The following is a 13,369-nucleotide window of genomic DNA, read 5'->3' on the forward strand; positions in this document are numbered from 1 at the left end:
TATATATTATGAAAACATCCTTCTTTCTTTATTGTCTCCTACTGACCACGGTCACATTTGGACAAAACACCTATCTGCACTGCGGAAAATTGATTGACACCAAAGAGGGAAAGATGTTAACCAATAAAACCATTATTGTTTCCGGACAAAAGATTTTAGCTATAGAAGATGGCTATTCTTTACCCAAGACGGATCAGGATGTGGTGGTCGATTTGAAGTCTAAAACCGTCATGCCCGGACTGATTGATTTGCACGTTCATATTGAAGGTGAAACGAATCCGAGAGCGTATCTCGAAAAGTATACACTCAATGACGCTGACATCGCTTTTAACGCGCAGCATTTTGCAAAGGTTACTTTGTTGTCTGGTTTTACTACCGTAAGAGATTTAGGCGGATCCGGCGTTAATGTAGCATTGCGAAATGCCGTTAATGCTGGCAAAGTGGACGGTCCGCGCATTTTTACTGCGGAAAAATCTTTGGCAACTACAGGTGGACATGCTGATCCAACCAATGGGGCTAAAAAAGGACTTTTAGAGAGTCCAGGGCCGGAAGAAGGCGTGGTCAATGGTGTTGAAGATGCTAAGAAAGCCGTCCGCCAACGTTATAAAAATGGTGCCGATTGGATTAAAATCACCGCTACTGGGGGCGTATTAAGCGTCGCTAAAAGTGGTTTAAATCCACAATTTACCGTAGATGAAATTAAAGCCATTTGTGAAACCGCTAAAGATTATGGCATGGACGTCGCCGCACACGCCCATGGCGATGAAGGCATGCAACGCGCTATTTTAGGTGGCGTTAGAACCATTGAACACGGGACGATGATGAGTGAGGAAACCATGGCACTCATGAAAAAACACGACGTGTACTTGGTGCCGACCATTACCGCTGGAAAATCTGTTTCTGACAAGGCCAAAATTCCAAATTATTACCCTAAAGTTATTGTGGGAAAAGCCTTAGATATTGGTCCTAAAATTCAGGAAATGTTTGGAAGAGCTTATAAAAGTGGCGTCGGGATTGCTTTTGGTACAGATGCTGCAGTATTTGCTCACGGTGACAATACCAAAGAATTTGGCTATATGGTGGAAGCCGGAATGCCTGCCATGAAAGCGATCCAAAGTGCAACACTAACCAATGCCATGCTGTTGAAAATGGAAGCTCAACTCGGACAATTACAAGCTGGGTATTTGGCAGATATTGTCGCCACCAATGATGACCCAACGGTAAACATTGACACGATGACTGAGGTGGTTTTTGTAATGAAAGACGGAAAAATTTACAAAAATTAGTACTTTTAGCGTTTCGTATCCCCTAATAATAGGCCCTTTCAATTGCGTATCTGATAAGAAAACTATCTAATCTTTGAAGGTGTCGTAATTAAGATGTTGATTGACATGGTTTTACATTCTAAAACTTGGATTTCCGCCCTTAAAGTCGTTTCTTTGTAGGTAATGAATCCTGATACGCCATAGTTGTGAGACCATCGTAGCGTTGGATGGTGTTGAAATAAACACTTCTAAATCGAATCAAATTCATATCACATTAATAAAAAACAGAACGGACTTATGAAACTGATTAGTATTAAAAGAGAAACAAAACCAGAAGGAAGATTTACACCAAAAATGGGAGCTTTAGTAACTAATGTAACTTACATTAAGAAGCAATTTTTAAGTATTCCTTACAAAACCTTGCACAAGTACAGAGAAACCTATTACGGTGAGGTAAAAGATTGTGAAGATTGCAATCTGGCACACTAATAATTATAAATAAAATAAGGGAAGCCTCAGAATATGAGGCTTTTTTTATGCGTTAGCTTTTTCTAATTTTCTCTGTTGAAAGCTGGCTATAACGAGTAGAATCATTCCGAAACTTACAGACATGTCTGCCAAGTTAAAGATGCCGGTTCTAAAGACACCTCCCAAATCGATATGAAAAAAGTCAGTTACGGAGCCATACATAAATCTGTCAAACACATTAGCAATTCCGCCACCCACGATGCAACAAAAAGCAATGAGGCTCAATCGGTCTAAACTTTTATTAGTCAGGATATAGTATATCACACCTCCCAAGACGATTACGGGTAGAATCAGCAGTAAGGCCCATTTTAACAGCGGACTTAAATCACTTCCCATCCCCAAAAAGGCCCCTTCATTTTCCACCTTAGTCAAGATAAATGCTTCACCGATAAGTTCAATGACTTCATATTGTGCAATTTTTGCTCGGACGATAAACTTTGAAATTTGATCGATGGCAATATTTGCCACAATCAATAAGATGATACTGGCAGTTCTGGATAATTTCATTAGTTATAAGTTAGGGGTAAATGTTGCGGCGGTTGTCTGCGCTTCTCTATTGATTTTTTTTACCAATCCTTGAAGCACATTTCCAGGACCAACCTCTGTAAATAAAGTAGCACCATCAGCAATCATTTGCTGCACAGATTGCGTCCAACGTACCGGAGCGGTCAATTGCAGAATTAAATTCCGTTTGATATCATTTTCGTTGCTCACCGCAAAGGCGGTTACATTTTGATAAATTGGACAACTTGGCGCTTTAAACGGGGTGTTTTCAATTGCAGCGGCCAATTCCTCACGAGCGGGTTCCATGAGAGGTGAATGAAACGCACCACCAACAGGTAAAACCAACGCTCGTTTAGCACCTGCAGTCTTCATTGCTTCACAAGCGCTATTGATCGCATCCACTTCGCCAGAAATCACCAATTGCCCAGGACAGTTGTAATTTGCGGGTACAACTACCCCGTCTATCGTTTTACAAACCTGTTCTACCATAGCGTCTTCCAGACCTAATACGGCAGCCATAGTACTCGGTTGCAATTCGCAGGCTTTTTGCATGGCTAAGGCACGTTTAAATACCAGTTTTAAGCCGTCTTCAAATGATAAAGCTCCATTAGCTACCAAAGCTGAAAATTCGCCTAAAGAATGCCCTGCTACCATATCTGGTCTGAAGTTATGGCCTAAAGTCTTGGCTAAAATAACCGAATGTAAAAAAATGGCAGGTTGCGTGACTTTGGTTTGCTTTAAATCCTCAGCAGAACCTTTAAACATCACGTCCGTGATGCAGAAACCCAAAATATCGTTGGCTTCTTCAAAAAGTTTTTGGGCTATGGTCGATTTTTCATAAAGGTCCAATCCCATCCCTGTAAATTGGGCACCTTGACCTGGAAATATATATGCGTTCATTGTGTATTCAATTTAGGTTGCAAAAATAGGAATATTTTTTTAAGGTGGATAAAGGAACATGCGCATACACTTGATCAAACATTATATCTCGATTTTAAAAGGTAACTAACGGATTACAACCCGATAATAGCAGCTTCTGCACAGCGCTCGCCATCCATTGCGGCTGAAACAATACCACCAGCATAACCTCCACCTTCCCCACAGGGGTATAAGTTGGAAATTTGAGGATGTTCTAAACGTTCATTTCTGGGAATGCTAATTGGAGATGAGGTGCGAGATTCTACACCAATAATATTTGCCTCTTCAGTATAAAATCCTTTCATTTTTTCGCCAAAGGCCTTAAATCCGTTACGTAGGCGTCCTCCAATTAATTTTGGAAGTAAGGAATGTAAGGGCGCCGATTTTAATCCGGGCTGATAGGAGGTAGGGTTAAGGTCTGCTGACAATGTGCCATTTACGAAGTCTGTTAGGCGTTGCGCGGGGGCGACTTGACTTCTGCCGCCTGCGGTAAAGGCCAAACGCTCAAGATCTTCTTGATATTTTAACGCTTTCAGCACACCAAAATGCTCGTATTTGTATAAATCTTTATCGGCATTGATTTCCACCACAATTCCGGAATTGGCAAATTGATTATTGCGCTTTGAGGGCGACATGCCGTTGACCACAACTTCACCATTGGCAGTTGCAGCGGGCACAATAAAGCCCCCTGGGCACATACAGAAAGAATACACGCCGCGTTCATTTACTTGTTCCACCAGGCTATAAGCCGCAGCGGGAAGTAAAGCGTCGCGCTCACTGCTACAGCTGTATTGAATGGAGTCAATAATATGTTGCGGATGCTCTACCCGCACACCCATGGCAAAGGATTTTGCTTCGAGAGCAATATTTTTATCGTGTAGTAAATAGTAAATATCACGTGCGGAATGCCCCGTGGCTAAAATAACCCGTTCCACATCCATAGTTTGGCCATTTTGAAGGACCAAGGCTTTGATTTCCTCTTTTGAAATGATGAAGTCTGTAACTCGCGTTTCAAAATGTATTTCGCCCCCATTATTGATAATAGTTTCCCGGACATTCTGTACCACCTTTGGCAATTTGTTCGTGCCAATATGGGGGTGGGCATCCACTAAGATTTGATCTGTTGCCCCGTGATATACCAGATTTTCAAACACACGACGCACATCGCCACGTTTTAAACTTCTGGTATATAATTTTCCGTCGCTATAGGTTCCTGCGCCGCCTTCTCCAAAACAATAGTTCGAATCTTCATTGACAAAATGATCTTGATTTATGGCTTTTAAATCGCGACGTCTATCCTGAACATTTTTGCCCCGCTCCAAAACAATCGGCTTAAAACCCAATTCAATACAGCGTAGTGCAGCATACATCCCTGCGGGCCCAAACCCGATAATATGAATTGGTTTGTCGTTGGAGACATCCTTATAGTCAAAGTGATATTCAGAGGATTCCGGCATCGGTTCATTGATAAACACCGTTACTTTATAATTGAAGACAATTAATTTTTTACGTGCATCAATAGATTTGCGCAACACTTTAATTCCGGAGATGTCACCCGAAGAGATTCCAAGAAATTGCGCCGATTTTTTTGTGAGAATATCCGGTTGCTTTTCTTCTGGAAGTGTTACCCGAAGCTGAATGTCTTTTATCATGATGCAATATTACTTAAAAACGGCTAAGAATAAACTTCAGTACATGTAATTATTTGTGGTTTGTAGGTTGCACGGGACATTAAATTCCTCAATTAATTTTTTCCTAACCAATTGATGTGGTTGCTTAATTAGGACTATTTTCCATTTGCGATGAAATAAACGGAATTCTTGGCGCTAAGAAATACCCGGTCAGACTGGCGAACAGGATGGGGATAAAATAGGTAAAACCGGTGAGGGTGGCCAACAAGATAGTAGTGCTCATGGGCGTCCTGGTGACACAGGCATTTATTGCGGCCATACAACTGACAATAGTTAATGACAGACTAATGAATGGAAGAAACTGATGAATGATTAAACCTAAAGTCGCACCACAAAAAAATAAGGGAATGATGAAACCACCGCGCCAACCGGAGGTTACGGTAATCGCAATGGCAATAATCTTAAACACCAGAATGGCAATTAGCAACTGTATGGAAAAGTCGCCAACGAGCAACTTACTGATTTCGTGGTGACCGAAATAGCGGGTGATGGGTAGGTAGAATACGATGATGCCCAACATGATTCCGCCAAGTGTCGTCTTGATGTAAATTGGAGTCTTTAATTTCCCGAAAGCCGATTTAAAAAATTTTGTACAAAAAATAAAGAGCCAACCTACGACAGTTGCCGCAATGCCGAAAAGGACTGCATATCCAAAATCGAATTTGTCCTGCATTTCATAAGACGGTAAATCCCAAATTGGACCAATGCCGAGATGTACGATAATAGCAAAAATGATATAGCTAAAGGAACTGGCGACAAAGGCGGGTATAATGGCTTTATAATATTCCACCGCATGTTTGTGATGTAAAATCTCCAATGAAAATAAACTTCCACCCAGTGGCGCTCCAAAAAGCGCTGTAAACCCTGAGGCCATTCCGGCAATGCTCATCGAACGAAGTTCCTCACCTTTGAGTCGGAATAGTTTGCCTAGCCAAGTTCCAGTAGATCCCGTAACCTGAACTAATGGCGCTTCTGGCCCAAGGCTTCCTCCTGAGGCAATACAAAGGAGGGAGGACATCACCATAGACGGGTTGTTTTTAGGGTCGAGTTTGCCTTTATTAAACCGAATGTTATTAACAATCAGATGGATTTCGCCAGGATCGCCAATAAAATGGATGATCAATCCCGCCAATAAACCACAAATGGCCATTGTAGGGATGACGAGCCAGCCTTCAAAAAAAGCGAGCTGATGGGTTAATAATTCTAGAACAATCCAATACACACTGGCAATGATGCCGCCAAAAAGTCCTAATACAGCCCAAAGAATAAATTTCCTACTAAATACAAAAGGATTAAATTGGATGGGTTGGTCTAAGATGTTAAGATAGGTAACTAACTGTCGTCTTCTTTTGAGTTTCACTGGTTAAGGTTTATCTCCTGTGGTAGGTAATGAATGAAAAAGCATAAGGATGTTGCGCATCTTTTTGGTGTAGTTTGCTTTGCGTTTCGATCCATTCTGAAGGATCAATTTTTGGAAAAAATGCATCGCCCTCAAAAGTGTCATGCACTCTGGTCAATTCAATTTTATCCGCATAAGGCAAGGCTTGTCGGTAAATTTCGCCCCCACCAATAATAAAAGGTTGGGAATCGTTTTTAGCAGCATCTAAAGCATCAGCAAGAGAGTGCACTACAATAACGCCCGTAGGCACTGAATACTGCTGTTGTCTGGTGATGATAATATGGGTTCTATTGGGAAGTGGCTTAGAAAAACTTTCAAATGTTTTTCTACCCATAATAATGCAATGATCAGAGGTGAGCGACTTAAAACGTTTGAGGTCATCGCTAAGGTGCCAAATTAAATCATTATCCTTACCGATAACATTATTTTCTCCTGCAGCGGCAATCAGGGTCAGATTTTTATGAATTCTCGTTTTTTTTTCAGAAATAACAGGCGTAGCCACCGGTTGTGTATGTTCTACCTGAGTTTTAAGGGTTTCAATTCGCGATTTTTGTTGGGCCACCAATTTGCTTAATTGTGCCTCTTCCCACTCCTTACCCATAAATTTATGGGTCACAAATACATTGAACAGATGGAAGACAAATAAAAATAACCACGCTAAAATGGCAAACACAAACCAATCTAAACCAAAGATTTTTGTGAATTCACCCACCCCTAAAACGGTGTTTAAAATGATTAAGAAAATAGCGCCAATTAGAAAAATGACAAAGTGAAAATATAATCGCTTCTTTTGCTTTATGCGGCGTTGGGCATTTTCTATCAGCTGTAACTGCTCTTTATCAATTTGGGTGACTGGTTTCTTCTTTCCAAACATGGTGTTAAAATTTTATGTAAAGTTAGTTTTTTTTGATGACATCTTAAATTTGGATTTTAAAACATTGAACGCAGGCTGAGGTTGCCTACATATTTGATTGAACCTGTTATAAATCAGCACAAAAGGGTAAGGGTGCTTGTGCTTTATGTAATATTATAGGTATATCATTCTCAAGTTTAAAAAATTTAGAATCCATAAGTGACAAATTCGTAATTCTTTGATTAGTGGCATATTAATTCCGATAAGCCATTGATTTGTTTTATACATTTGCTACAAAATTAATTAATTTCAATTATGGCGATTACAAAACAATACTTAAAAAGTAAACCTATTTGCAAAGTTACCTTCTCAGTGCCTGCTGAAGAAGCAACCAAAGTGACTGTATTGGGAACTTTCAATGACTGGAATGCAGAGCAAGCGGTAACGCTTAAGAAATTAAAAAACGGAACATTTAGAGGAGCTGTAAATTTAGAAAAAGATTACTCTTACGAGTTTAGATACTTGGTTGATGATACCTTTGTGAACGATGAACATGCCGATGCCTATACAACAAACGAATATGGGGGTGAAAATGCAGTTTTACATCTGTAATTCGCAATACCAAATCTTTTAACATTAAAAAGCGTTCTCCGGTGGAAAACGCTTATTTTTATGTTGATAGGGGTGTTTTTAAACCGCCACGACCCCTTTAATGTGCGGATGTGGGTTATAATCTTCTAAAGTGAAGTCTTCAAACTCAAAATCGAAAATATCGGTGATCTCAGGATTTAAAATCATTTTCGGGAGTGGTCTTAAGTCACGAGAAAGTTGAAGTTCCAATTGTTCCATATGGTTATTATAAATATGGGCATCACCAAACGTATGAATAAATTCTCCAGGTTGATAGCCACATACCTGAGCCATCATCATGGTGAAGAGCGCATAAGACCCGATATTAAAAGGAACGCCTAAAAAGATGTCAGCGCTACGTTGGTATAACTGACAGGATAATTTACCATCAGCTACATAAAATTGAAAAAAGGCGTGACAAGGTGGAAGTGCCGCTTTCCCGTTAGCCACATTTTCCGAAAAAGATTTGGAAGTGTCTGGCAAGACCGATGGGTTCCAAGCCGATACCAACATGCGTCTACTATTTGGGTTGGTTTTTAGAGTCTCTACAATATCCTTAATCTGATCAATTTCATCAGTATTCCAATTGCGCCATTGGTGGCCGTAAACAGGGCCTAAATCGCCGTTTTCATCCGCCCACTCGTTCCAAATTCTTACACCGTTTTCCGTAAGATAATTGATATTTGTATCGCCTTTCAAAAACCAAAGCAATTCGTAAATCATCGATTTTAAATGGACTTTTTTGGTGGTCACCATCGGAAAACCTTCGCTTAAATCGAAGCGCATTTGGTATCCAAATACACTTTTGGTTCCAGTTCCGGTACGGTCTCCTTTTTGAGTTCCGTGTTCTAATACGTGTTTGACGAGCTCGTGATATTGTTTCATGGCAACTTCCCACGCAAGTGGTATCTCATTAAATTAAACGTTCATTTTCCTTAGATGCAAAATTAAAGAAAGTTGAGAACTTCCCGAAGGTATATGTGTGTAAAAGTAAATTGTAGCGAAGTTCACTGTATTAAAGGGTAGGACATTACTATCAAATGCACTTTGTGGTAATTCACTACTCACTTCTCACTTCTACTCACTTCAAAACCCTACAGAAGTTTCTCCCTAACAAAGCCGAATGACAGCAATTATTTTACCCAATGATCATCCCAGCAATAGTAGCGGACAATAATGAAGCAATCGTTCCACCGATAAGCGCTTTTAAACCAAATTCAGATAAAGTTTTGCGTTGTCCGGGAGCTAAAGATCCAATGCCTCCAATTTGAATACCTATCGATGCGAAATTGGCAAACCCGCACAACATATAAGTAGCCATGATGATGGATTTCTCAAATTTTAAATGGGTGGCACTGGCCACGTTTTTCAGTTCAGCCAATTGAATGTAACCTACAAACTCACTTGCTGCCAATTTAATTCCTAATAACTGTCCCATTAGAGCCATGTCTTCTTTGGCTACTCCAATTAGCCACATTAACGGCGAAAAGATATATCCTAAGATAAACTCCAGGGATAAGGCCAAGTAAGGTGTGTTATTGGCAATGAGTGTATTTAAACCGGTAACGTTGCCCAATTTTCCGAAACCATAATTAATCATGGCAATAAAAGCAATGAACACCAAAAGCATCGCGCCCACATTGGCCGCCAATTTTAAGCCTTCAGTGGTACCGTTAGCAATGGCATCTAAAATGTTAGAGCCTATATTTTCTTGTGTAACTTGAATTTCAGAATTGATTTCTTTTTGCTGTGGGTATAACATCTTCGAAATGACGATAGCTCCAGGTGCTGCCATTACAGATGCAGTTAAGAGGTGCTTTGCGTAAAAAAGTTTTAGGGCTTCATCTTCACCACCCAAAAATCCAATATACGCTGCCAATACACCGCCGGCGACCGTTGCCATCCCACCAATCATTACCAATAGGATCTCTGATTTGGTCATACTCTCTAAATAGGCCTTGATCATCAATGGTGCTTCGGTTTGACCTAAGAAAATATTCCCAGCGACGCTTAAACTTTCAGCACCAGATATTTTTAATAGTTTAGTCAATACCCAAGCCATTCCTGCCACTACTTTTTGAATGACCCCTAAATAAAATAATAATGAGGTTAGGGCAGAGAAAAAGATGATGGTTGGCAATACTTGAAAAAGAAAAATAAAGCCAAAACTGCTAATGTCCATCATGCCTCCCAGTAGAAATTCACTACCTGCTTGGGTGAATTCAAGAACTTTAACGAACATTTTTCCAACAATTTCAAAAGCCTTTTGAATGAACGGGATTTTTAAAACACCAATGGCCAATAACAATTGGGCTGCAAGTCCGAACCCGATGGTTTTCCAGTTGATGGCCTTTCTATTTTGACTTAAAATATAGGAGAGTAATAATAACACAAACATGCCTAGGGCGCCACGCATCAAGCTATTCATAGAAAATCCCTGACTTGGTATAATACCGCTGGTTGCAGCCTGAGTGACTGCTAAAATTTCTTTTGGAGTGGAGAATATATAATTGACATCCTTTGTGTCCTGAAGTACCAAGGTAGAATCCGTGAGGGTCTCTACGGTAAAATGTTTGATTTCTTCCGAAGGTGTATCGTAATAAAGAACGAGTAATTTGTTTTGGGTAATATATTTGCCTTCCGTCCGAGTACTGTCTTTTGCAGCTAAAAAGAAGGTGAAATCGCCGTCTTTAAGAAACAAACCATCCGTGTTTTTATCAATATTATAGAGATTGACGCCTTGCTCATTTTGAACGGCTTCAAACTGCCACTTATTCTCTATGCTTTGCCCTACTATTGTTGTTAATCCAAAAAAAATAGCCGTAAAAGCTAAAAAGAAATGTTTCATTAAGTAGATCGATTAGCGTTTAGAAATTTCATCTCTTATTTTAGCTGCCATCTCATAATCTTCACTTACCACGGCTTGTTCCAATAAAGAATGAAGTTCTTCAAGAGTTTTATTTTTGTAATTGTCCTGAATGCTAGATTCTATTTCTTCAGCCACCAAATCGTCCAAAAGAATGCTGTCCTGTTGTTCGTCTTCTTTTTGCGGATTGACTTTAAGATAAATTCCGGCCTTATCCAAAATGTTTTTATAGGTGAATATGGGGGCCTGAAAACGGAGTGCCAAGGCAATGGCATCACTGGTTCTGGCATCAATAATTTCTTCAATTTTATCCCGCTCACAAATGAGACTGGAGTAAAATACACCGTCTACTAATTTATGAATGATGACTTGTTTGACAATAATATCAAAACGGTCAGCAAAATTTTTAAAAAGGTCGTGGGTTAAAGGACGCGGAGGGCGGATTTCTTTTTCGAGTGCTATGGCAATAGATTGTGCTTCAAAGGCACCAATTACAATAGGGAGTTTGCGATCGCCATCTACCTCATTTAAAATTAAGGCATACGCGCCATTTTGGGTTTGGCTATAGGAGATTCCCTTTATGTTTAATCGAACTAAACTCATATTATTTAAAAGGCAAATAACTGTTTAAATTGGGACTTTACCAACTGTGATCCACATAATTTTTGGGAAGGTCCCTCTGGGAAAAAAGATATTGAAAATTTTTGCCACAAATACATGAATCCCTTATGAGGATTTTAGTCATGTATTTATGGCAATAAATTTTTTGCACCCGTCGCATTGCTGCTACAAGTTAAGAAATTTATGCGTTTTGAGCTTTAAATTCCTTTAATTTTTCTATGAGTTTAGGAACTACTTCAAAAGCATCGCCCACAACGCCGTAGTCCGCTGCTTTAAAAAATGGAGCTTCAGGATCGGAGTTAATCACCACTTTAACCTTAGAGGCATTGATGCCCGCTAAATGTTGAATGGCTCCTGAAATACCAATGGCAATATATAAGTTAGCGGCCACTGGTTTTCCGGTTTGACCCACGTGTTCGCTGTGAGGTCTCCATCCTAAGTCAGATACCGGTTTTGAACATGCCGTTGCAGCACCTAAAACTTCGGCTAACTCTTCAACCATGCCCCAGTTTTCTGGACCTTTAAGGCCACGTCCACCAGAAACAACAATTTCAGCATCTGCAATGGTTACGGTGTTTTTGGCTTTGTCCACAGATTCTACGTGAACGCCATTTTCAGGAATTGATGGCGCAAAATCTTCTGCGGCGGCACTCGCGGAATTTTCTTTCAGCCCGAAGGCATTTTTAGAAACACCTACAATTTTCACATCGGTATCGATAGTGGAAAAATTGAATGCTTTATTGGTAAATGCTGTGCGTTTTACGGTAAATGGAGAGGCACTGGTTGGCGCTTCTACCACGTTAGATGCATAACCTGCATCTAAACCTACCGCCAATAATGGGGCTAAATATTTACTGTCAGCACTAGAGCTGACCACAACTACCTTGGTGCCTTCTTTTTCAGCAGCTTGCTTAATAACGTTGGCGTAGGTTTTGGCGTTAAACATATCCAATTTTGAATCGTTAACTTTTAATACTTTATCAACGCCGTAAGTTCCTAATTCTGAAACATCATTGGCATTAATGGTAAGTGCGGTAACCGTCGTTCCCATTTGGTCAGCAACGGCTTTTGCGTAAGAGGCCACTTCAAAAGCGACTTTCTTAAATTTTCCTTCTTCGGATTCTGTATATACTAAAACTGACATATAATTTTATTTTTTAAATGTTTCCTGACCTTGAGTCAGGAACGCATTGTTGATTTCTGATAAATTTTGAAAGATTCCAAACGAGGTCTGGGATGAATTAATCTGCAGTTAAATCACCTTCGCTTCGTTGTGAAGTAAGTTTACCAATTCATCCAGATTATCAGGAGAAATCAATTTTACCGCTCCTTTAGCTTCTGGTTTTTCAAACTTAACCGTCGTTGTTTCTTTAGTGGCATCAACTGGTTCTACGACACTTAAAGGTTTTTGACGCGCTTGCATAATCCCTCTCATATTCGGGATGCGTAAATCGCTTTCTTCAACCAATCCTTTTTGTCCGCCAATAACTAAAGGTAAAGTTGTAGAAACGGTTTCTTTTCCGCCATCAATTTCTCGTACCGCTTTAGCATTTGTGCCATCTACTTCAAGACTGATACAGTTAGTTACGAAGTTAGCCCCGAGTAATTCGGCTAACATCCCTGGTACCATTCCGCCGTTGTAGTCAATAGACTCTCGGCCGGCAATAATTAAATCGTAGCCACCGTCTTTAACCACATTGGCCAATTGTTTTGCTACAGCAAAACCATCAGTTGCAGGGGTATTCACACGGATAGCCGTGTCAGCGCCAATAGCTAAAGCCTTACGTAAGGTAGGCTCTGTTTCAGGGCCGCCAACGTTGATGACATCTACCGTTGCGCCTTGTTTTTCTTTAAACCACATGGCTCGGGTCAAACCAAACTCATCATTTGGGTTGATTACAAATTGAACGCCATTGGTGTCAAACTTTGTGTCACCGTCCGTGAAATTAATCTTTGAAGTCGTATCAGGTACGTGACTAATACATACAAGTATTTTCATGTTTTATAATTTATTATATTATTAGTTTTTTAAGTAGAATCTGGATAAATATCAATTTTTAACTCAAACTACCGCTGAAAACTGTCTTCTTTTGA

General features: G+C 40.0%; 13 protein-coding genes. 3 read left to right on the forward strand and 10 right to left on the reverse strand.

Features of this window, described 5'->3' with window-relative positions; translation table 11 throughout:
* Nucleotides 1-8 precede the first annotated feature (8 nt).
* The gene (locus ES711_RS12645) at nt 9-1,286 is read left to right on the forward strand and encodes a metal-dependent hydrolase family protein (protein ID WP_146893668.1); all 1,278 of its coding nucleotides are present in this window, start codon (nt 9-11) and stop codon (nt 1,284-1,286) included.
* A 276-nt stretch (nt 1,287-1,562) separates the two neighbouring features.
* Entirely contained in the window at nt 1,563-1,754 is a 192-nt protein-coding gene (locus tag ES711_RS12650) for a hypothetical protein (protein WP_146893669.1), read from the forward strand.
* Nucleotides 1,755-1,799: 45 nt separating this feature from the next.
* Here ES711_RS12650 and lspA read toward each other — a convergent pair whose 3' ends face one another.
* The 5 genes from lspA to ES711_RS12675 form a co-directional block, all read right to left on the reverse strand.
* On the reverse strand, nt 1,800-2,300 hold the full coding sequence (gene lspA, locus ES711_RS12655) for a signal peptidase II (RefSeq protein ID WP_146893670.1): 501 nt from the start codon (nt 2,298-2,300) through the stop codon (nt 1,800-1,802).
* Between the two features lie 3 nt (nt 2,301-2,303).
* Nucleotides 2,304-3,197, reverse strand: coding sequence for an ACP S-malonyltransferase (gene fabD, locus ES711_RS12660; protein WP_146893671.1), 894 nt, complete (start codon nt 3,195-3,197; stop codon nt 2,304-2,306).
* Nucleotides 3,198-3,310: 113 nt separating this feature from the next.
* The gene (locus tag ES711_RS12665; RefSeq protein WP_146893672.1) at nt 3,311-4,867 is read right to left on the reverse strand and encodes an NAD(P)/FAD-dependent oxidoreductase; all 1,557 of its coding nucleotides are present in this window, start codon (nt 4,865-4,867) and stop codon (nt 3,311-3,313) included.
* A gap of 124 nt (nt 4,868-4,991) precedes the next feature.
* Nucleotides 4,992-6,266 carry a chloride channel protein gene (locus ES711_RS12670; RefSeq protein ID WP_146893673.1) on the reverse strand — a complete coding sequence of 425 codons (1,275 nt, stop codon included), beginning with the start codon at nt 6,264-6,266 and terminating at the stop codon, nt 4,992-4,994.
* A gap of 10 nt (nt 6,267-6,276) precedes the next feature.
* Complete coding sequence (locus ES711_RS12675) at nt 6,277-7,179, reverse strand: dihydrofolate reductase (RefSeq protein ID WP_146893674.1); 903 nt, start codon at nt 7,177-7,179, stop codon at nt 6,277-6,279.
* Nucleotides 7,180-7,473: 294 nt separating this feature from the next.
* On the opposite strand from ES711_RS12675, the gene ES711_RS12680 reads away from it, so the two are divergent.
* Nucleotides 7,474-7,770, forward strand: coding sequence for an isoamylase early set domain-containing protein (locus tag ES711_RS12680; protein ID WP_146893675.1), 297 nt, complete (start codon nt 7,474-7,476; stop codon nt 7,768-7,770).
* A gap of 78 nt (nt 7,771-7,848) precedes the next feature.
* Here ES711_RS12680 and ES711_RS12685 read toward each other — a convergent pair whose 3' ends face one another.
* The 5 genes from ES711_RS12685 to ES711_RS12705 form a co-directional block, all read right to left on the reverse strand.
* Nucleotides 7,849-8,673, reverse strand: a complete 825-nt coding sequence (locus ES711_RS12685; protein WP_146893676.1) for a thymidylate synthase — start codon at nt 8,671-8,673, stop codon at nt 7,849-7,851.
* Between the two features lie 253 nt (nt 8,674-8,926).
* A complete protein-coding gene (locus ES711_RS12690; RefSeq protein WP_146893677.1) occupies nt 8,927-10,636 on the reverse strand; it encodes a nucleoside transporter C-terminal domain-containing protein in 1,710 nt (569 codons plus the stop codon).
* A 12-nt stretch (nt 10,637-10,648) separates the two neighbouring features.
* Entirely contained in the window at nt 10,649-11,257 is a 609-nt protein-coding gene (locus ES711_RS12695; protein ID WP_146893678.1) for a bifunctional nuclease family protein, read from the reverse strand.
* Nucleotides 11,258-11,456: 199 nt separating this feature from the next.
* Nucleotides 11,457-12,419: an electron transfer flavoprotein subunit alpha/FixB family protein gene (locus tag ES711_RS12700; RefSeq protein WP_146893679.1), complete on the reverse strand. Its 963-nt coding sequence runs from the start codon at nt 12,417-12,419 to the stop codon at nt 11,457-11,459.
* 108 nt (nt 12,420-12,527) lie between these two features.
* Nucleotides 12,528-13,274, reverse strand: coding sequence for an electron transfer flavoprotein subunit beta/FixA family protein (locus ES711_RS12705; RefSeq protein WP_146893680.1), 747 nt, complete (start codon nt 13,272-13,274; stop codon nt 12,528-12,530).
* Nucleotides 13,275-13,369 lie beyond the last annotated feature (95 nt).

Origin of the sequence: Gelidibacter salicanalis, assembly GCF_007997285.1 — a bacterium.
GTDB lineage: Bacteria > Bacteroidota > Bacteroidia > Flavobacteriales > Flavobacteriaceae > Gelidibacter > Gelidibacter salicanalis.

Coding starts and splice junctions, on each gene's coding strand:
- ES711_RS12645 (WP_146893668.1), top strand. CDS start 9: ATGAAAACATCCTTCTTTCTTTATTGTCTCCTACTGACCACGGTCACA.
- ES711_RS12650 (WP_146893669.1), top strand. CDS start 1,563: ATGAAACTGATTAGTATTAAAAGAGAAACAAAACCAGAAGGAAGATTT.
- lspA (WP_146893670.1), bottom strand. CDS start 2,300: ATGAAATTATCCAGAACTGCCAGTATCATCTTATTGATTGTGGCAAAT.
- fabD (WP_146893671.1), bottom strand. CDS start 3,197: ATGAACGCATATATATTTCCAGGTCAAGGTGCCCAATTTACAGGGATG.
- ES711_RS12665 (WP_146893672.1), bottom strand. CDS start 4,867: ATGATAAAAGACATTCAGCTTCGGGTAACACTTCCAGAAGAAAAGCAA.
- ES711_RS12675 (WP_146893674.1), bottom strand. CDS start 7,179: ATGTTTGGAAAGAAGAAACCAGTCACCCAAATTGATAAAGAGCAGTTA.
- ES711_RS12680 (WP_146893675.1), top strand. CDS start 7,474: ATGGCGATTACAAAACAATACTTAAAAAGTAAACCTATTTGCAAAGTT.
- ES711_RS12685 (WP_146893676.1), bottom strand. CDS start 8,673: ATGAAACAATATCACGAGCTCGTCAAACACGTATTAGAACACGGAACT.
- ES711_RS12690 (WP_146893677.1), bottom strand. CDS start 10,636: ATGAAACATTTCTTTTTAGCTTTTACGGCTATTTTTTTTGGATTAACA.
- ES711_RS12695 (WP_146893678.1), bottom strand. CDS start 11,257: ATGAGTTTAGTTCGATTAAACATAAAGGGAATCTCCTATAGCCAAACC.
- ES711_RS12700 (WP_146893679.1), bottom strand. CDS start 12,419: ATGTCAGTTTTAGTATATACAGAATCCGAAGAAGGAAAATTTAAGAAA.
- ES711_RS12705 (WP_146893680.1), bottom strand. CDS start 13,274: ATGAAAATACTTGTATGTATTAGTCACGTACCTGATACGACTTCAAAG.